16 protein-coding genes are annotated in these 18601 nt (G+C 72.2%); 5 read left to right on the top strand and 11 right to left on the bottom strand.

The annotated features are described in order from the left end of the window. Positions 1-45 precede the first annotated feature (45 nt). The 5 genes from ACFQ7Q_RS27130 to ACFQ7Q_RS27110 form a co-directional block, all read right to left on the bottom strand. The gene (locus ACFQ7Q_RS27130; protein ID WP_383559566.1) at positions 46-1452 is read right to left on the bottom strand and encodes a serine hydrolase domain-containing protein; all 1407 of its coding nucleotides are present in this window, start codon (positions 1450-1452) and stop codon (positions 46-48) included. 140 nt (positions 1453-1592) lie between these two features. Further along, on the bottom strand, positions 1593-2369 hold the full coding sequence (locus ACFQ7Q_RS27125; RefSeq protein ID WP_383559564.1) for a L,D-transpeptidase family protein: 777 nt from the start codon (positions 2367-2369) through the stop codon (positions 1593-1595). Positions 2370-2613: 244 nt separating this feature from the next. Next, complete coding sequence (locus ACFQ7Q_RS27120; RefSeq protein ID WP_383559563.1) at positions 2614-2955, bottom strand: hypothetical protein; 342 nt, start codon at positions 2953-2955, stop codon at positions 2614-2616. 98 nt (positions 2956-3053) lie between these two features. After that, the gene (locus ACFQ7Q_RS27115) at positions 3054-4565 is read right to left on the bottom strand and encodes a carboxylesterase/lipase family protein (RefSeq protein ID WP_383559561.1); all 1512 of its coding nucleotides are present in this window, start codon (positions 4563-4565) and stop codon (positions 3054-3056) included. Between the two features lie 93 nt (positions 4566-4658). Next, a complete protein-coding gene (locus ACFQ7Q_RS27110; protein ID WP_383559559.1) occupies positions 4659-7406 on the bottom strand; it encodes a SpoIIE family protein phosphatase in 2748 nt (915 codons plus the stop codon). Positions 7407-7576: 170 nt separating this feature from the next. Here ACFQ7Q_RS27110 and ACFQ7Q_RS27105 point away from each other — a divergent pair, with 170 nt between their 5' ends. Beyond that, positions 7577-8941: an NAD(P)/FAD-dependent oxidoreductase gene (locus tag ACFQ7Q_RS27105; protein WP_383559557.1), complete on the top strand. Its 1365-nt coding sequence runs from the start codon at positions 7577-7579 to the stop codon at positions 8939-8941. Between the two features lie 97 nt (positions 8942-9038). Here ACFQ7Q_RS27105 and ACFQ7Q_RS27100 read toward each other — a convergent pair whose 3' ends face one another. Next, positions 9039-10127 carry a magnesium and cobalt transport protein CorA gene (locus ACFQ7Q_RS27100; RefSeq protein WP_383559556.1) on the bottom strand — a complete coding sequence of 363 codons (1089 nt, stop codon included), beginning with the start codon at positions 10125-10127 and terminating at the stop codon, positions 9039-9041. 175 nt (positions 10128-10302) lie between these two features. On the opposite strand from ACFQ7Q_RS27100, the gene ACFQ7Q_RS27095 reads away from it, so the two are divergent. Next, entirely contained in the window at positions 10303-11667 is a 1365-nt protein-coding gene (locus ACFQ7Q_RS27095; protein ID WP_383559555.1) for a serine hydrolase domain-containing protein, read from the top strand. A gap of 58 nt (positions 11668-11725) precedes the next feature. Here the strand turns inward: ACFQ7Q_RS27095 and ACFQ7Q_RS27090 are convergent, their stop codons facing one another. The 5 genes from ACFQ7Q_RS27090 to ACFQ7Q_RS27070 all read right to left on the bottom strand — a co-directional run bounded on the left by ACFQ7Q_RS27090 (position 11726) and on the right by ACFQ7Q_RS27070 (position 15662). After that, positions 11726-12322 (bottom strand): hypothetical protein, encoded by a 597-nt coding sequence (locus ACFQ7Q_RS27090; protein ID WP_383559553.1) that lies wholly within the window; start codon positions 12320-12322, stop codon positions 11726-11728. Between the two features lie 154 nt (positions 12323-12476). Continuing rightward, the gene (locus ACFQ7Q_RS27085; protein ID WP_383559552.1) at positions 12477-13388 is read right to left on the bottom strand and encodes a carbohydrate kinase family protein; all 912 of its coding nucleotides are present in this window, start codon (positions 13386-13388) and stop codon (positions 12477-12479) included. A 177-nt stretch (positions 13389-13565) separates the two neighbouring features. Further along, positions 13566-13763, bottom strand: a complete 198-nt coding sequence (locus ACFQ7Q_RS27080) for a hypothetical protein (protein WP_383559550.1) — start codon at positions 13761-13763, stop codon at positions 13566-13568. 79 nt (positions 13764-13842) lie between these two features. Further along, the gene (locus ACFQ7Q_RS27075; RefSeq protein WP_383559549.1) at positions 13843-14610 is read right to left on the bottom strand and encodes a class II aldolase/adducin family protein; all 768 of its coding nucleotides are present in this window, start codon (positions 14608-14610) and stop codon (positions 13843-13845) included. After that, complete coding sequence (locus ACFQ7Q_RS27070) at positions 14607-15662, bottom strand: C-terminal binding protein (protein WP_383559548.1); 1056 nt, start codon at positions 15660-15662, stop codon at positions 14607-14609. Before ACFQ7Q_RS27070 ends, ACFQ7Q_RS27075 begins: the two co-directional genes overlap by 4 nt. Before the next feature lie 207 nt (positions 15663-15869). On the opposite strand from ACFQ7Q_RS27070, the gene ACFQ7Q_RS27065 reads away from it, so the two are divergent. The 3 genes from ACFQ7Q_RS27065 (at position 15870) to ACFQ7Q_RS27055 (ending at position 18601) form a co-directional block, all read left to right on the top strand. Then, positions 15870-16769, top strand: coding sequence for an Lrp/AsnC family transcriptional regulator (locus tag ACFQ7Q_RS27065; protein ID WP_383559547.1), 900 nt, complete (start codon positions 15870-15872; stop codon positions 16767-16769). Between the two features lie 75 nt (positions 16770-16844). Next, positions 16845-17771 (top strand): universal stress protein, encoded by a 927-nt coding sequence (locus tag ACFQ7Q_RS27060; protein ID WP_383559546.1) that lies wholly within the window; start codon positions 16845-16847, stop codon positions 17769-17771. Between the two features lie 188 nt (positions 17772-17959). After that, a complete protein-coding gene (locus tag ACFQ7Q_RS27055; RefSeq protein WP_383559545.1) occupies positions 17960-18601 on the top strand; it encodes a GntR family transcriptional regulator in 642 nt (213 codons plus the stop codon).

Raw genomic sequence — 18601 nt, 5'->3', positions numbered from 1 at the left:
CCCCGGGGAGGCGAGGCCGGCCGATCGGAGGATCCGGTGGGGTCGTCACGCGGAGGCGGTGGGCACCCGGCCGAAGACCCGTCCGCCGAGGTCGATGCCGGCGATGGCGCCGCTCGCGTCGCGGGAGAAGAAGCCCCGCTGCCCCGCCAGTCCGCCCGCGGTGACGATGAACTCGTCGCCGCCGCCGGGCAGCAGGCCCATGGCGGCCGGCTCGTAGTCCGCGGGCATCTCGTAGTCGGCCGCCGCACGGATCTCCGGCTTGATCCCGGCCGCCAGGGTCAGCTCCGCCCCGTCGGTGGCGACGGCGAGCGCCATGGCGTCGTTCTCGTACGCTCCGACCACCTCCTGGGCCCGCGCCGCCTCGTACGGAAGCGGCTCCGGGTCCTTGTCCACGACGCCGAGGCAGTGCTCCAGGGCCCAGCGGACGGCGGCCCGGTTGAAGGGGATGCCGTCCGGGCCCGCGTTGGACATGGCGACGACGGCGAAGTTCCGCTCGGGCACGAGCAGCAGCTCGACGAACTGGCCGTTGACCGAACCACCGTGCTCGATCGTCCGCACGCCGTCCACCTCGCGCAGGAACCAGCAGATGCCGAAGCCGTCGCCGAGGTTGCTGCCGCGCAGCTCGACCGTCTGCTCCCGCATCCGGTGCAGCACCTCGGTCGGCAGAAGCCGCTCGCCACTCGCCGCGAGACCGTCGCCGAGCTGGAACCGGGCCCAGGCGAGAACGTCCGACGCGGAAGAGGCGAGACCCCCGCCGGGGTTGTTGGCCCGGGTGAGCTTCCACTCCCTCGCGACGGCGAGGTCGCCGTCCTCATCGGGGTTGTGGCCCACGGCGAACCGCCGGGTCATGACCTCGGCGGTGCCGAAGAAGCTGTGCGAAAGCCCCAGCGGCTCGACGAGCAGCGAGGCGATGGCGCGCTCGTACGTCAGGCCAGTGACGTTCTCCAGCACCCGCCCGAGCAGGTTGAAGGCGGCCTGGCTGTACGAGGCGCGGGCGCCGGGCTCACCTACGAACTGCAGCTCGGCCATCTTCGCCACGAAGGCGGCCAGGGCGTCGTCGCCGTCCCCGGTGTCGACGATGAGGTTCCAGTCGAGGCCCGAGGTGTGGTTGAGCAGGTTCAGGACGGTGATCTCGGCCGCCGCCTTCTCATCGGCCAGCACGAGCTCGGGAACGTAGCGGCGCACCGGCGCGTCCAGCTCGACCCGGCCGTCGGCGACCAGCCGCATCAGCGCGGTCGCCGTGAAGGTCTTCGTCGCGGAGCCCAGCAGGAAGAGCGTGTCCTCGTCCACCGGGAGCGGGTTGTCGAGGCTGGTCACGCCATGGCTCGCGAAGGTCTCGCGACCGTCCGCCCACACGCCCACGGAGACACCGGGGATGGCGAACGTCGTGGCCGTCCGGGCGACGAACTCGGTCAGCTCGGCCTGGGACTTCTCGGTGATGCCGGCACTCATGGGGTTTCTCCTGATCGGGTGTCGTCGTTCTCGATGACCACGACGATGCCCGGGCGTCCTGACAGTCCGCCGACCGGGCGCTGACAGGCGGAGCGATCGCCTGTCAGCGCGCGGCGCCGCCCGTCAGCCCCTTCTTCGAATCACCGCGCGATCTCGTCCGCGGGGCCCATGACGATCACCGGTTCCTTGGCCGGGTCCAGTTGGCGCAGCAGCTGTCGCATGACGTCGGTGGTCAGGGAGATGCACCCCTGTGTGGGGCCGCCGTGGTCGACATGGATCCAGACGCCCCCGCCTCGCTCCTCGCCGAGCGGGCGTTCCTTGTCCAGCGGGGTCGTTCCGGAGACGCGGTTGTAGTCGATGGCGACCACGTAGTCGAACGACCCTTCAAGGGATTCGCCGAGGAACCCGGTGCCGGGTGAGACGAACTGCTCGTCCTGGTCGTACGGCAGCAGCGCTCCGGGATCCGCCATCAGACCGCCCGCGTCGCCGAGGGTGAAGACGCCGATGGGGGTGCGCAGATCGCCGATCGTGTGGTCGTTCGTCCAGCCTCGCAGCGCGTTGTGCGCGGCCCATGGACCGCCGGCGCGCTGCCACCGCTTGGCCCCGTCCAGCTCGTAGAGCACCGCCTTGGCCACATTGGTGTTCCGGGTCTCCCCCGTGACGACGAACACCTGGCGTGTCCCGTCCGGGATTCCCGTACGGGTGGCGGGGCCGAGACCGGGAGGGCCGGCGGGGCGGGCCGCAGGCGCCGCGGGCCGGGGCGCCGCGGCCCCGGAACCCGCGTTCTTGGCGGCGGCGCGGGGCGGGGCGGGTGGCGTGGATTCCTCGGGTGACACCGTCATGTAGCCGACTACGGCGAGTGTCGCGCACAGGGCGGCGGTCAGCCCACGGCCGGGGCGTACCTTCCTGACAGGCATGGGGCGGCATCCTCCGGGCTCGGAACGACAATGCGGCGATGTGTACCCGGTCCGTGCACGCCTCTGTCGGAAGAGCGGATTACTCACCCGACCGGGGCAGAGCCGGCGGATCACCGAGGTCGTTTCTGAACAGCCGTCAGAGAGGGCGACACCCTCCCGCGAGGCGCCGGCGCGCCGTCAGGAGGGAGCGCCGCCCAGCCTCTCCCTCCACCGGGGGCGGCTGGGTGAGGGTCATGATCCGGTGTCAGGCGGGGGCGGGAGTCTCGTCGAGCTCCCAGGCGTGGCGCTTGAACTCGCGGACGAAGTCGGGGTGGTCCTCCCAGTTGCGGGCGACTCCCCGCAGGACGTCCCAGTTGTGCTCCAGGGCCTGGTCGATGATGTTCCGCATCGCCGGGTCGGCCGCCGCCCGCTGCTCGGCGAGGCCCTTGACGGCGGCCGCGGCCTTCACGGTGCCGAGGAGGGCCCGCAGGGCGCGGGAGGTGTCGTCCATGCCGAATCCGTGGTCACTGCCGTTCTCGGGGTCGAACAGCGGCCGGAGACGGTCCTCGATGAACGCGGTGATCCGCTCGAAGTGCTGGACGTCCATCGGGTTCTCCCTCTCGCCGCTCCATCACGGACCGGCCTGTCGCATGCTTCCGTCGTCCACGCGGTGCTTCCTCCGCGCCCTGTGATTATCCCTGTCGTCTACGGGAGCGACGGCGGGGCCATCCGTACGTCGTGCCACAGAGCGTGCGCGGCGCTCGCGCCCTCGGTGCGGTCGTCGGGCACGGCCCAGACGTGGACGACGGGTGCTCCGGCGTCGGCGAGCGGCGCCCACCCCGGGTCTCCGGTGGCCGCGAAGGCCGCCCAGGCGTCGACCATGCGTCGGGACAGCGCACGATCGTCGGCGTCGGCGGGGCCGCCGGTCAGGAAGTCGACGCCCGTGGCGTCCAGGGTCCCGAGGGCGAAGGGCACGTCGGCCGCGTGCCAGGCGCGCACCGGGCTGCCGTCGGGGCGGGTGGGACGGCGGTCGAAGCGGGACAGGAACGTGCGGCCGCCCGCGCGGGCGTGGGCCTCGGCGAGGCGGACGGTGGGCAGGGTGAAGACCGCGTCGCCCGCGAGGGCGAGGAAGACGTCGAGCACCGGCGCGCCGGGCATGAGGGCGTGGTAGGCGGCGACGAGGCCCGGGGGAAGGCCGTAGTCGGCGGCGAACCGGTCGAGGCCGTCGTCCGTGGCGACCGGCGGCATGGTGCCCACCTGGTGCATCAGCCAGTACTCCTCGGTGGTGTGGCAGACGAGGAGGTCGACGGGGCGGGACGCGCTTTCGGCGGTCGGGGCCTCGACCGGGTCCCGGCTCAGCAGCTCGCCGTCGAGGACGGGTCCGTAGAGGACGGTGTCGTAGTGGAGGAAGCCGGATTCGGGATCCCCGGCGTACCGTGCCACCACCCGGTCCGAGGCTTCGACGAGGGCCTGCGGGGTCGTGGACAGCAGGCCGTCCGCGGTGGGGGCGACACCCGCGGCGTCGGCCACCTCTCGGGCCAGGCGCGCGGCGAGCTCCGGCGGGAAGAACGCGTCGGGGACGCTGTGGGCGATGGCGCGGTGGAAGAGTCCGTCGGCCCGCGCGCTGCTCATCAGAGAGGCGATCGAGCCGCCGCCGGCGGACTGGCCCGCCACAGAGACGTTCTCCGGGTCGCCGCCGAAGGCGGCGATGTTGTCGCGCACCCACTCCAGCCCCGCGATCTGGTCGAGCAGCCCCCGGTTGTCGGGGAAGCCGGGGACATGGCCGAACCCCTCGAATCCGAGTCGGTAGTTGCACGTCACCACGGTGAGTCCGGCGCGCGCGAGGGCCGTCCCGTCGTAGTCGGGCTGGGCCGAGGAGCCGAAGGTGTAGGCGCCGCCGTGGATCCAGAAGAGCACGGGCCGCGGCTGCGAGGTGTCCGCCGTGGACCAGATGTTGAGGGTGAGGACGTCCTCCAGGTCGGCGCGCCAGACGGGGGCGCCGGGCAGCTCCGCCGACTGCGGCGCCACCGGCCCGAAGCGGGTGCAGTCCCGTACCCCGTCCCAGGATCCGGCGGGCATCGGCGCCCGGAAGCGGCCGGCGCCGAACGGCGGTGCGGCGTACGGGATGCCCAGAGCGACGCGCAGGCCGTCGGCGACCACACCTCGCACCGGCCCTTGCTTCGTCACCACGATGTCCTCGGCGGCATGCGCACGCACAGGCGGAACTCCCCCTCATGTCCGTTGCCGCCGATGTCTCCGTGCGGCAGGACACCCTCGCACGGGGCCGGGGGCCGGGCAATCGAATAAAGATCATCCCGGAGCCGCGGCGTCCGGCTCCGCGGCATCGAGGTCCAGGGGCTGTTCGGCCCAGATCACCTTGCCCTCCGCCGTGTAGCGGGTTCCCCAGCGCCGGGTGAACTGGGAGATCAGGAAGAGGCCGCGGCCGCCCTCGTCGGTGGTGCGCGCGTGGCGCAGATGAGGGGAGGTACTGCTCGCGTCGAAGACCTCGCAGATCAGGGTGCGTTCGAGGATGAGACGCAGCCGGATCGGTCCCGAGGCGTGCCGGATGGCGTTGGTGACCAGCTCGCTGACGACGAGTTCGGTGGTGAAGGCGAGTTCCTCCAGCCCCCACGCCGCCAGCTGGCGTGCGGCCATCACCCGGGCGCGGGCCACGACGGCCGGGTCGGCGGGCAGCTCCCACACGGCGACCTTCCCGGCCGCCAGGCTGCGGGTCCTGACCAGGAGCAGGGCCGCGTCGTCGGTATAGGGCCTGGTGGGGGCCAGTTCGTCGACGACGCTGCGGCAGAGCTCGTCGAGCGGCAGGTCCCGCGTCCGCAGGACGCGGACCAGCCCTTCCCTGCCCGCGCCGGGCGCGGCGATCAGGCCCTCGGTGTAGAAGGCCAGCACGGTGCCCTCCTCCAGGGGCAGTTCCACGGACTCGAACGGCAGTCCCCCGATGCCCAGGGCCGGGCCGGACGGCAGCTCGGGGAACTCGATGGTTCCGTCGGGGGCGACGACCGCGGGCGCGAGATGGCCGGCGCTCGCGAGGTCGCAGCTCAGGCTGACGGGGTCGTAGACCGCGTACAGGCAACTGGTCCCGACGGCCCCGAGGTTGGCCTCGCCTCCGATCCCGGCCTCCCGCCCTTCCCGTGTCGCCTGGAGGACGAGGTCGTCCAGGTGGGCGAGGAGTTCCTCGGTCGACAGATCGAGGTCCGCGAGGGTCCGTACGGCGGTACGGAGCTGGCCCATGGTCGCGGCGGCCTCGATGCCGTGCCCGGGCACCTCGCCCACGACGAGGGCGACGCGGGCTCCCGACAGGGGGATGACGTCGAACCAGTCACCGCCGAGGCCGGAGAGTTCGTCGGCGGGACGGTAGAACGCGGCCGCGTCGACGGCTTCCTGCTCCGGCACACCGTGCGGGAGGAGACTGCGCTGGAGGACGAGCGCGGCGGCCCGTTCGCGCGCGTAGCGGCGGGCGTTGTCGAGGCAGACGGCGGCGCGGGCGACGATCTCCTCAGCGAGCCGCAGATCGTCCTCGTCGAACGCCTCGTCCCGCCGGGAGCGGAAGAACGTGGCCACGCCGAGGGTGACGCCCCGAGCGAGGATCGGCACGACCATGGCCGTGTGCGCCACGGGGTCGGTGGAGGGCCGCCCCACGGAGTCCGCGGTCGGTCGTGGGGCGGGCTCGGCGGCCGGTCGGGTGGCGGGCTCGGCCGACGACCCTGTCTCGGATTCGAACGATGGTCGTGTCGCGGACTCGGCGGTCGGCCCCGTCGCGGATTCGGCGGAGGGGGACGGCGCTGGCCCGGGGGACGAAGGCCGTACGGGCTCGGCGGGTGCGGACCGTACCGGTCCACCCGAAGCGGGCGGTGCGGTCTCGGCATCCACGACCTGCCGCCCGGCTCCCGTGGGCACGATCGGTCCCGTACCGTCGCCGCGTGCCGGCCCCCTGGCCGGGAGCGCCGACTCCCGGCCTGCGGAGTCCAGTCGGGCGGCGCGCCAGGACCGGCCGTGGGCCAGGCAGCCGATCTGGGGGGACGACGGCAGATAGGCGGTCTCCTCGCCCGGCTCCACCACCGCCTCGGACGCGCCCGCGCGCAGCATCTGGACCCCCGCGCGCACCAGCCGCACCGCGGTGGCCCCGGCGGTCGGTCCAGGGGACGGCTCGGCGCCCCGGATGACGGAGTCCAGCAGATCGACGGCCACGAAGTCGGCGAGGCCGGGCACCGCCACATCGGAGAGGTCCTGAGCGGTCCCCACGACGTCCAGGCTGCGGCCGATCCGTTCGCTCGCCAGCGCCATCAGGGCGAGCCGGAGGCGCGCGCGGTAGCGGTCGGTGATGTCGACGACCGCGTAGCAGACCCCGAGCGGGCGGCCGTCGTCGTCCTCGAGCCGGATGAACGACATGGCATGGGCGTGGTCCCGGCCGGGATCGGCCCGGGTGCGGCCCACGTGTTCGTACCCCGTGATCGGGTCGCCCGTCGCGAGGACCTGGCGCATCTTCGACTCGAGGAGCTCCGCGTTGAGACCGGGCTGGATCTCCGCGAGCCGTCGGCCGCGGCGCTCGTCGGAGCGGCCTCCACCGAAGTGCTCCAGCGCGGTGTTGGACCAGACGCAGCGCAGCTCGGTGTCGACCAGCGCGAGTCCGACGGGGGCCTCGGTCACCATCCGCTCCAGCAGCGCGGGCCCCATGGACCGTGCCGCTCCGGCGGCCACGGCCAACCAGCGTGCCGGTGTCGCGTCCTCGGGCAGGGGCAGCAGGGTGACGTCGACGGTGATGTCACGGCCGTCGCGGTGGCGTGCCAGCAGGACACCCGACCAGCCGCCGTCCGTGGTGCAGCTCTCCGCGATGGCGGGCAGACGCGCGACCTCTTTCGGCGCGAGCAGGGACTCCACGTGCCGGCCGCGCAACTCCTCGGGTGAGTGGCCCAGGAACCGCTCGGCGGTGTCCGGGCGGCCGATGACGACTCCGCCCGCGTCGAAGAGGAGGACGACGGAGTCCGCGACGCCGAACGCCGGCGCCTGCCCGGTGGTGTCCTTTTCCTCGGGTCTCCCCACGGCCGTCGGCTCCGTTCTCGGCTCCCACCCTGTTTTTCCCTTTTATCACACTGCGCACTCTTCCTTCCGGGTGCTGCGCGGGCGTCACCCCTTCGGCGGACGGTCCGGGTTCCCGAGCGGCCGGAGAGGTTAGTCAGCACTCAAGGACCGAAGACCCGGGAGGCGGGCACGTGACTCGACCGAAGATCCTCGTGGTGGGCGCCGGCTTCGCCGGGGTCGCCTGCGTGCGTCGACTCGAGCGGCGGCTGACCGCGCGGGAGGCGCAGATCTCGCTGCTCACGCCGTTCTCGTACCAGCTGTATCTGCCGCTGCTCCCCCAGGTGGCTGCCGGGGTGCTGACTCCTCAGTCGGTCGCGCTGTCGCTGCGGCGGAGCGAGCGGCACCGGACGCGGATCATTCCGGGCGGCGCGGTCGGTGTGGACACCGCGGCGAAGGTCTGTGTCGTCCGGACGATCACCGGCGAGCTCGTGAACGAGACGTACGACCATCTGGTGCTGACGCCCGGCAGTGTGACGCGCACCTTCGACATCCCCGGTCTGAGCGAGCACGCGCGGGGGATGAAGACGCTCGCCGAGGCGGTGTACATCCGTGACCATGTGATCGCCCAGCTCGATCTCGCCGACGCGGGCCAGGACGAGGCCGAGCGGGCGGCACGGCTGTGCTTCGTGGTGGTGGGCGGCGGATACGCGGGGACGGAGACGGCCGCCTGTCTGCAGCGGCTCACGCACAACGCGGTCAAGCGGTATCCGCGCCTCGATCCGAAGCTGATCAAGTGGCATCTGGTGGACCTGGCCCCCAAGCTCATGCCCGAGCTCGGCGACAGACTCGGCGGCGCGGCGCTGGAGATCCTGCGCCGGCGCGGGATCGAGGTGTCGCTCGGCGTCTCGGTCGCCTCGGTGGACGACGACGCGGTGACGCTCACCGACGGCCGGGTGCTGCCGAGCCGGACATTGATCTGGACGGCCGGGGTGGCCGCCAGCCCGCTGATCGGCACTTTGGGCGCGGAGACGCTGCGGGGTCGACTCGTGGTGACGCCGGACATGGTCGTGCCCGGTCTGGACGGGGTGCATGCCCTGGGCGACGCCGCGGCCGTGCCGGACCTGGCCAAGAAGGAGGAAGGGGCGATCTGCCCGCCGACCGCGCAGCACGCCCATCGGCAGGGCAAGCAGGTCGCCGACAATCTCGTGGCGACCCTGCGGGGAGAGCCGACGTACCCGTACTTCCACCGGGATCTCGGCCTGGTGGTGGATCTGGGCGGGCGGGACGCGGTCTCGAAGCCGCTCGGCGTGGAGCTGCACGGGACGGCCGCGCAGGCGGTCGCCCGCGCGTACCACTGGGCGGCGCTGCGGACCCAGGTGGCCAAGGCGCGGGTGATGACGAACTGGCTGCTCAACGCCGTGGCCGGCGACGACTTCGTCCGTACGGGGTTCCTGGCGTCCCGGTCCGGAACACTGGCCGACTTCGAGTACACCGACGCCTACCTCACCCCTGAACAGGTCCGGGAGCACACCGCGGCTCTACGCGCTCAGGGCTGAGGCGGCGCTTCCTGCGGGCACCGCGAACACGCTCCGGCCGGCCGTCGCCGCCACGGCCCGGGTCCACTCGGGTTCGGCCGGCCCGGGCGCCGGTGGGTCAGAGCCAGCCGTTGCGGCGGAAGCTGCGATGGAGGAGGACGCAGGCGGTGGCCATCGCGACGAGGACGATCGGGTAGCCGTAGGTCCAGCGGAGTTCCGGCATGTGCTCGAAGTTCATCCCGTACACCCCGCAGACCATCGTCGGGACGGCGATGATCGCCGCCCACGCCGTGATCTTGCGCATGTCCTCGTTCTGGGCGACGGTCACCTGCGCCAGGTGTGCCTGGAGGATCGAGTCGAGCAGGGCGTCGAAGGACGTGATCTGTTCCGTGACCCGGGAGAGATGGTCGGCGACGTCACGGAAGTACGGCTGTATGTCGGGGCCGACGAGCGCCAGCGGCTGGGCGGCGAGGGCCTGCAGAGGACGGTCGAGAGGGGTCACCGCCCGCTTGAGTTCGAGGAGTTCCCGCTTCAGCTGGTAGACGCGACCGGCGTCGCCGCGGGACGACTGTTCGCTGAAGACGGCCGTCTCGACCGCGTCGATGTCGTTCTGCACGGCGTCGGCGACCGCGAGGTAGTCGTCCACCACATGATCGGCGATGGCGTGCAGGACGGCCGCGGGCCCCTTGGCCAGTTGCTCGGGCTCCGCCTCCAGCGCTTCGCGCAGCGGGCCGAGCGAGCCGTGCCGTCCGTGCCTCACGGTGATGACGAAGTCGGCGCCGGTGAAGACCATGAGTTCGCCGGTGTCGACGACCTCGCTGGTGGCGGTCAGCTCCTCGTGCTCGACGTAGCGGACCGTCTTGAAGACGGAGAAGAGCGTCTGGTCGTACCGCTCCACCTTCGGCCGCTGATGGGCATGCACGGCGTCCTCGACGGCCAGTGGATGCAGCCCGAACAGCTCGGCGAGTCCGGCGAACTCCTCGACGGACGGCTCGTGCAGCCCGATCCAGACGAACCCCTCGCCGGACTTGCGCACCCGCCGGACCGCCTCTTCCGCGGGGCAGGGACCCTGCTGCCGCGCCCCGTCCTCGTACACCACACAGTTGACGACCGCGGTCCCCAGCGGGGAGCGTGCCGGGTGGCTGAGGTCGACGGTTCGGCGGTAGGCGCGCCGGACGGTGCGCCGGAGGTTGCGGATGATGGGCACGTGGGGCTCCTCAGGACGATCAGCGGTCAGTGTGCCATCCACCGACCGTGAGCGGGACTCCTGACAAATGTCACGGGGTTCCTGTGCACAAGATCCTCCCGAGGGTGGAGGGCCGGCCGGGCTGCCCGGACGAGGATGAATCCACCGCATTCAACGAGGGAAGCAGGATCCACCCATGTCTTCGTCCCGCAGGGCCCGACTTTCGTCCGTCGCCGCGGCCACCCTGATAGCCCTCTCCGCATCGGCGTTACCGGCACAGGCCGTCGCCGCCGGGCCCGGCTCGCCCACGGCCGCGTCCCCCGCCTCGGCGGCCCTCCCCGGACACGGCCTCGACCGCGCGGCGCTGCGCGGCTCGCTCGACGCCTTCCACAAGGCGGGGATGTTCGGCGCCTACTCGGCGGTCCGCGACGGTTCCGCGCAGTGGCGGGGAGCCACCGGCTTCGCCGACGTCGACAGCCGTCGCCCCGCGCGCCCGGACCTGGAGCACCGGGTCGGGAGCATCACCAAGACCTTCACCTCGGTCGCCGTCCTTCAACAGGTGGGCGCCGGACGCATCGAGCTGGACGCTCCCGTCGGCCGCTACCTTCCGGACGTCGTCCCCGGCGAGCGAGGCCGGCAGGTGACCGTACGGATGCTGCTCAACCACACCAGCGGCATCGCCGACTACGTCCTGCCCGCCTTCCCCGGCATCATCGAGAACCCCGGCAAGACCCTCGACGAGAACCGGCTGCGTCACATGGCCCCCGAGGAACTCGCCCGCCTCGGCCTGGCTGCCCCGCCCGTCGTGCAGCCCGGGAAGCACTCGTACTCCAACACCAACTACATCCTGGCGGGGATGATCCTGGAGCGCGTCACGGGCCAGAAGGCCGAGGCGTACATCACCCGGAACGTCATCCGCAAGGCCGGCCTGCGGCACACGTACTTCCCGCGATCGGCGTCCCTCCAGGGTCCGCACGCCAAGATGTACGAGTCGTTCTTCGGCCTGATCGACCCGCCCCGCGACTACAGCGTCTACGACATGTCGTGGGCCGGGACGGCCGGCGCCCTCGTCTCGACCACGGGTGACCTCAACGACTTCTACCGCGCGCTGTTGAAGGGGCGGCTCCTCGGCGCGGCGGAGCTGCGCGCGATGAAGACCACCGTCCCGGCCTACGAGACGGAGCCGGGCGAGGAGCCGAGGATGCGCTACGGCCTGGGGATCTACACCCTGCAGATGCCCAGCGGCGGCTGGTACTGGGGCCATGACGGCGGTGTCTTCGGCGCCGGCACCTGGGCTCTGTCCACCGAGGACGGCCGTCGTCAGGTCGCCATCGGCTACAACTTGATGAAGTACCAGCGCTTCGACGAGCAGGGCCGTCCGCTTCCGGACCCCGTCACCGACGCGCTGGTGGCCCACGTCGACGGTGCTCTGTCCGGCGCTCCCGCGCCCGCCCGCGGTGATGCTCCCGCGTCCGCCCGTGGTGTGGCGCCGCAGCGTGCCGAGGCGCTGACCTCCCTGCCGATCGGTCCGGACGCGATGCACCAGGCGTCCTTCCGGTAGACATGCTCCTTCCGGGAGTCCCGGCTCCCGGCCGCCCCCCGGCGGCCGGGAACCGGCGTCAGCGGGACTGCAGGGCGTCCAGGGCGACGGCCTGCGCTATCGCCAGGCGGCGATCGAGGTGCTCGTCGCCGATCTCCAGGACGTAGCGGTCCCGCAGGCCGAACTGCTTGTTCACCGACATGACCGGGCGGCCCTCGGCGGCGAAGTCGAAGTGGTACGGCCAGGCGAACGGCACCACGTCGACGAACGGGATCAGGTCCCAGACCCGGCGCACGACGGCCACGGTCCTGTTCCGCTCCACGCCCGTGGTCTCGGCGGCGGCGCCCTCCTGGCTCATGTGCCAGGTGCTGCGCAGCAGGGAGGCGGCGAAGTTCTTGCGGAGCGTGCCGACGGGGCTGCCCGAGGCCGCGTGTATGTCGTAGGTCGCGCCGAGGTCCACGACCTGCCGGGCCCGGAAGGTGAAGAGGACCTGCCGCTGGGACTCGTCCGTGTAGAAGGTGATCTGCTCCTTGAGAGCCATCCTCTTCTGGTGGGCGAACGCCACGATCTCGCCGTCGGCGCCGTCGGGTCCGGCCGCGTGGACCACGTACCGATTCGCCATCGGCGTGAGCTTCTGTCGGATGTGGAAGCGGTGCTGCGACTGCTCGAGACCCACGGGTGCACTCCACCTTCGTCGTTGATTTCACGACGATGATCGCGCCCGGTCCGAGACCGCCGCAGTCATCGAAAGTCGCTTCCCGGTTCGACTATCGTTGGGCGTGTTCCGGGGGCCCGGGGGCGCGGGGGGCGTCCCGTCCACCGGGCGGGGGTCAGACCGGGGACGCCGCGAGGAGGGCGCCCTCGGTGATGAGGGCGGTCGAGCCCGGGGCCGTACAGGCGTAGGCGCCGGACACCGCGCCGAGGCGGGCGCACTCCAGGACGTCCCGGCCGGCGAGCCTGCCGTAGAGGAAGCCGCTGACGAAGGCGTCGCCCGCCCCGTTGGAATCGACGACGGGCGTCGGCGGGGCGACGGCCGGGATGTGGCGAGGGGTGGGATCGCCGTCCCGGGTGAGGACGTAGGAGCCGTTCGCTCCCGCTGTGGCGACCACGGTCTCCGCGCGGCCCTCGCGCAGGATCTCCCGCATCAGCTCCGGGGTGCGTTCGCCCGGCCCCTCGGCGCTGAAGAAGACGAGATCGGAGCGGAGGGCGAACTCCCGGTGGTGGTCGGCGAGCCCGTCCCAGTCGTGGACATCGGTGGAGACGGGTACGCCCAGGGCCTCGATGTCGTCGTAGAGGAAGCGCGTGAAGTTCATGATGGACAGGTGCGCGTGGCGGGTGCGCCGCAGCCGGGGCAGGTAGAACTCCCGGGGCATCCGCAGGTCGGCGGGGTCCCTGGCGTCGTAGAACGACATCCGGCGCCCGGTGGCGTCCACGAAGTTGACCGCGCGGCGCGTGCCGGCGGGCGAGATGACCGGCGCGAACTCGACGTCCCCCTCGGCCATGCGCTCACGGACGAGTGCCCCGATCGCGTCGTCGCCGATGCAGTCGAGCAGGGCGACCTCGAGGCCGAGGGCCCGGGTGCCGAGGGCCACGTTGCCCCCGGTGTGCCCGGCCCACTCCTCGATCGGACCGACCTGGACCGAGTCGGCGAGCGGGACGGGCAGGGAGTCCACCCGGATCACGGTGTCCACGCCGCTGCCACCGAACACCAAGACGTCGTACTGCGGCTGCTGTTGACTCATGGTTCCGCCTCTCAGGTCCCGCCGCGGATCAGTATGCGGGACGGGCGGTACGGATGTGATCGGAGAAGCGCGACCGGGAGACGCAGCGGTGCCGGCGATCGGCGCGATTCTCACCGCCGCCGTCCCCGCCGCCCGCCGCCCGCAGGCGAGCCTCACGGTCCCGGGACCGCGCACCGGTCACTCGCCGGCGTCGCCACCGCGGTCGAGGCCCGAGTTGCTGCTCGTGCGGCCCGAGCGGCGTACCAGTCGGCCGGCCGCCAGGGTCGCGGTGGCCACACCGCGCACCCAGCGCGGGCCGCCGCGCGCCGCCCACACGACACAGACGCATCCTCCGACGACGAGCACGAGGACGCCGGACAGGATGAGCAGAGCCATGATCCTCCCCCTTCCTGCAGTTGTGGTCCCCGTCATCCTCTCACCGGCGTCGGGGCCTCCGGTGAGCGCCTCCGCCGCTTCAGTCCCGGTAGTCCGGGCAGTTCCGGTCAAGGAGCCGGAGCATGGCCGCCCAGGCCAGTTCGTACGCGTCGTCGTCCTGGAAGTCGGCCGTGGCCTCGCCCGTGAGCTGTTGGGCCGTGTACTCGCAGACGTCGGCGGGCGGGACGACCAGGGGGACGCCGCTCGACTGGGCGGCGATCTGGATCTCGCAGGCCCGCTCCAGGTAGTACATCCGCAGGAATGCCTGGGCGGCGGTCTCGCCGACCGTCAGCAGACCGTGGTTGCGCAGGATGAGCGCGGGGTGGGTGCCGATGTCGGCGACGAGGCGTCGCTGTTCGTCGAGGTTGAGGGCGACGCCCTCGTAGTCGTGGTAGCCCACGCGATGGTGGAACTCCATCGACATCTGGTTGAGCGGGAGCAGTCCGCCCTCCTGCGCGGCGACGGCGCAGCCGGCCTTGGTGTGGGTGTGCAGGACGCAGTGGGCGTCGGTGCGGGCGGCGTGGACGGCGCTGTGGATGACGAAGCCGGCCGGGTTCACGGGGTGCGGGGTCGGTTCGACGGGGTTTCCGGCCAGGTCGATCTTCACCAGGTTGGAGGCGGTGATCTCCTCGAAGAGCAGCCCGTACGGGTTGATGAGGAAGTGGTGCTCGGGTCCGGGCAGCCGCAGGGAGATGTGGGTGAAGATCAGGTCGGTCATCCGGAAGTGGGCCACGAGCCGGTAGACGGCGGCGAGTTCACGGCGCAGCCGGAGTTCCTCGGCGGTCCTCGTCGGCGTTGCGGTGGTCATGCGGCGGCTCCTTCTGGGGCGGGGGCGGTCGGGTCGGCGACCGGGGCGACGGCGATGGCGGCGGGGGCGAAGACGGCGTCGGTGGGGTCGACGACGGGGGTCAGAGGGCGGCCGGTGCGGTGCCAGGCGAGGACGTTCTCGGCGGGTCCGCACACGTAGGCGCGGCGCGAGGTGTCGGACAGGAACGCGCTGTGAGGAGAGAGCTGGATCCGCGGGTGGGTGCGCAGCGGGTCGTCGGCCGGAGGCGGTTCCACGGGGAAGACGTCGAGCGCGGCGCCCGCCAGCCGGCCGGTGTCGAGGGCCGTCAGCAGGGCGGCCGGGTCGATGAGTTCACCGCGTGCGACGTTGACGAGGAAGCCGCCGGGGCGCAGCCGCCCGAGGAGCGCTCCGTCGACGAGGCCCCGGGTGGCCGGGGTCAGCGGGACATGGAGGGAGAGGACGTCGCTCGCGGCGGCGAGGGCGCCGAGGTCGTCGTACCGTGCGATGCCGGACGGCCAGTGGGCGGTGTCGGCATGCGGGTCATAGGCGGCGACCCGCCCGAAGACGGGGGCGGCCAACGCCGCGAAGGAGCGGGCGATCCGGCCGAGACCGACGAGGCCCAGCGTCAGTTCGCTCGAGCGGCGCGGCAGGTGGGGCTGCCGGGCGAAGTCGGCGTTCCAACCGCCGGAGCGGACGACGGCGTCGGCCTGCGGAAGGCGGCGTACGAGCGAGAGCGCGGAGGCGAGCGCGTGGACGGCGACGTCCTCGGTCGCGGCGTCGGGGAGGTTGGCCACCCACAGTCCGCGGTGTCGTGCCTCGGCCGTGTCGACCATGTCGTGTCCGGCGGACATCGTGGCGAGGATCCGCAGCGCGGGCAGCCGGTCGAGCAGTGCGGCGTCGATCCGCGCGTAGCCGACGATCAGGGCGACGGCGTCCGCGGCGACCTCGGCGATGACGTCGGGGTCCCGCGTGTCGGCCACACGCACCTCGAAGCCGGCCTCCTCCAGGAGACGCACTCCTGGTGCGGGGTCGAGGTCATCGGTGTCGGTGAAAACGGCGACGGGCTGACTCACACCGCCCCCTTTCGCTCGTACGGCTGATTCGTCGGTTGATGATGGACAGAACTTACGATTCATCCGTGTGAGCTGTCCACTGACAGATGTACCGGATACCCGTGACCCATGTCACGAACGCGGTCCAACCGTGCCCCGGTACCCGAGAATGACTGCGGACCCGGGCCCGGACACCGCCCCGGGCCATCGAGCCGAGGAGAGCACCGGGTGGATCTGGACCCCATCGACCTGGCCGTCGTCCGCGCCCTCCAGGACGACGGACGCCTCGCCTACGAGACGCTCGCCCAGCGCGTCGGCCTGTCCCGGCCCGCGACACGCGCGCGGGTCCAGCGACTGCTGGACTCGGGCGCGGTCCGGGTCGTCGCCGTCGTCCACCCCTCGGTCCGGGGACTGACCGCGTCCGCCCACCTGTCGATCGATGTGGACGGAGCCGCGGAACCGGTGGCCCGCGCGATCGCAGCTCTGCCGGAGGCGCCCTTCGTCAGCCTGACGGCCGGGCCGCGCGCCATCATGACGGAGCTGCGCACCGCGGGCTTCGACGCGCTCGAGAAGACCATCGAGCACGTGCGCTCGGTGCCCGGCGTGGCCGTGGTCGACGCGCTGATCGGCACTCGCCACCTCAAGGACCCGTACCTGCTGGCGGACGAGCCGACCGTCCCCGCTCCCGACGACACCGACCTGCGGATCCTCGACGCCCTCGAACAGGACGGCCGCCTCCCCTTCGCCGAACTGGCGGAGCGCGTCAGCCTGTCCCCCGGCGCCACCCGAGCCCGTACGCTTCGCCTCCTCGACGGAGGCGTGGTGAAGGTCCTCGCGCTCGTCCGCCCCGAGCTGCTGGGCCTCGGATACCTGTGCGGGTTCGCCGTCCGGATCGAGGGCGCGCGGGAGCCCGTGGCACGAGCCCTTGCGGGGCGCGAGCGCGTGACGTTCCTGTCGGCCTGCCTCGGGCGGGCCGAGCTGGTCGGCACGGTCACCGCGGAGTCCCTGGGGGCCGTGCGGGCGACACTCGACGCGATCCGCGCCGAGCCGGGAGTGCGTGCGGTGGAGAGCTGGATCCATCTGGAGCTGGTCAAGGAGCGCTACGACCTGGGCGCGCCGACCCCGTAGCGCCGAAGGCCGGCCCCCGCGACACCCCTCCCACCCCCCGGCGTGGCGCACCGAGCAGGTGGTAATAATCCCGTTATGAGCGCAAAGTCCGTTGTCGTCGGTGTGGACGGGTCCGAGCACAGCCACCGCGCCCTGGAGTGGGCGCTGAGCACCGCACGCGGACTCGACGCCCCGCTCGTGGTGGCGCATGTGCGCTCCGACGCGCTCCAGCTCGGGGCCGCGCGCATCGCCTCGCTCGGCGAGACCGCCGAGATCCCCGACAGCGTCATCGACGGCGTCCGTCGGTGGATCGAGGACCAGGGCACGAACGTCCCCGTGCGGTACGAGTCGCTCGACGGCTCCGTGACGGACGCCCTGCTGGCCGAGGCCCGGACCGCGCGCCTCCTGGTGACCGGCTCCCGCGGGCGCGGTGGCTTCGCGACGCTGTTGCTGGGCTCCTCCAGCCGGGCCCTCGCGTCCCATGCGCCCTGCCCGGTCGTCGTCGTGCCCCACGAGGCACGGGACGCGTCGCTGGAGAGCGGCGCCGAGGCGGGCAGGATCCTGCTCGGGCTCCACCCGGAGGAGACCGCCGACGAGGTCCTGGACTTCGCCTTCCACGCCGCACGGCAACGAGGCGTGGCCCTGGAGGCGGTGACGGCCTATCGGCTCCCGCCCTCGCCGGTCAAGCTGGTCGGCCCTCCGGCGCCCGCGCTCCAGATGCCCCCACCGATCCCGGTGGACGAGACTCCCGAGCTCGTCGAGGAGACCTCGCTGAACCAGGAGAAGCGGCTAAAGCCCTTCACCGAGCAGTACCCGGACGTCGAGGTCGCTCCCGTCGTCGTCCCGTCGGACGCGGCGGGCCGGCTCGTCGAGGGATCGCGGAACGCGGGGCTCGTGGTCGTGGGCCGCCACCACAGGCACCGGGTCCAGACACTGCTCATGGGCTCGGTCGCCCACGCCGTCCTGCACCACGCCCACTGCCCGGTCGCGGTCGTCCCGCCCGCCCCTCCGGCCTCGTCCTGAGCCGTGGGGCCATCAGGCCCCGCGCCAGGGCTCCCTGACGGTCCGGAGGGTCGGCCGCCATCGCCAGAAAGCGCTTTCCGAAAGTGCCGCGCGACCCATTGACGACGCACAGCGGTAGCCCTAACTTCGTGCGCACCGCACTTCGTACGTCATATATGAGACGCGATACACGAGATCTGAGAGCGCCCATGGCCTTCGCCCCGAGCCCGATACCCTCCCGCACCCAGTACGTCCTGGAGGCGATCAAGCACGACATCCTGACCGGAGGGCTCAGACCGGGTCAGGCACTGGTGGAGACCGAACTCGCCGCTCGTTTCGGGGTGTCGAAGACTCCGGTGCGCGAGGCGCTGAAGACCCTCGCGGGCAGCGGGCTCGTGGTGATGAGTCAGTACAAGGGCGTGACCGTCCGTATGGTCGACGCGGACATGGCGCGATCCGTGTACGACGTGCGGCTGCTTCTGGAGCCGGAGGCGGTGCGGCGCACCGTCGCCTCCGCGGCCCCGCTCGACGCGGCGCGCGAGGCGCTGCACCGGGCCTCCATGGCCGACGATCCGGCCGAACGGTCGCTGGCCAACCGGGACTTCCACCGGGCGCTCTATGTCCCGTGCGGCAACCCGCTGCTGGGCTCGATGCTCGACGAGGTCCGCGACCAGGCCGCCCTGGTCTCCACCGTGGCCTGGGCCGCCGTTCCCTCCTGGGAGCGGGAGGCCGCCGAGCACGAGGAGATCCTGCGTCTGGCCGTCGCCGGAGACGTGGACGGCGCCGGCCGGGCCGTTCACGACCACATCGCCTCGTTCGTCGAGCGCGCCTTCCCGCAGGAGAGTGAGTGA

It is taken from the genome of Streptomyces sp. NPDC056527 (assembly GCF_042794475.1).
Lineage (GTDB): Bacteria > Actinomycetota > Actinomycetes > Streptomycetales > Streptomycetaceae > Streptomyces.
Note: the sequence above shows the minus strand (reverse complement) of the source record. Positions and strands in the feature narration are given on the sequence as shown.

What these genes read in the sequence shown, in the direction of transcription:
- ACFQ7Q_RS27095 (WP_383559555.1), top strand. Translation starts at nt 10,303, where the DNA reads ATGTCTTCGTCCCGCAGGGCCCGACTTTCGTCCGTCGCCGCGGCCACC.
- ACFQ7Q_RS27130 (WP_383559566.1), bottom strand. Translation starts at nt 1,452, where the DNA reads ATGAGTGCCGGCATCACCGAGAAGTCCCAGGCCGAGCTGACCGAGTTC.
- ACFQ7Q_RS27120 (WP_383559563.1), bottom strand. Translation starts at nt 2,955, where the DNA reads ATGGACGTCCAGCACTTCGAGCGGATCACCGCGTTCATCGAGGACCGT.
- ACFQ7Q_RS27125 (WP_383559564.1), bottom strand. Translation starts at nt 2,369, where the DNA reads ATGCCTGTCAGGAAGGTACGCCCCGGCCGTGGGCTGACCGCCGCCCTG.
- ACFQ7Q_RS27060 (WP_383559546.1), top strand. Translation starts at nt 16,845, where the DNA reads ATGAGCGCAAAGTCCGTTGTCGTCGGTGTGGACGGGTCCGAGCACAGC.
- ACFQ7Q_RS27075 (WP_383559549.1), bottom strand. Translation starts at nt 14,610, where the DNA reads ATGACCACCGCAACGCCGACGAGGACCGCCGAGGAACTCCGGCTGCGC.
- ACFQ7Q_RS27080 (WP_383559550.1), bottom strand. Translation starts at nt 13,763, where the DNA reads ATGGCTCTGCTCATCCTGTCCGGCGTCCTCGTGCTCGTCGTCGGAGGA.
- ACFQ7Q_RS27055 (WP_383559545.1), top strand. Translation starts at nt 17,960, where the DNA reads ATGGCCTTCGCCCCGAGCCCGATACCCTCCCGCACCCAGTACGTCCTG.
- ACFQ7Q_RS27085 (WP_383559552.1), bottom strand. Translation starts at nt 13,388, where the DNA reads ATGAGTCAACAGCAGCCGCAGTACGACGTCTTGGTGTTCGGTGGCAGC.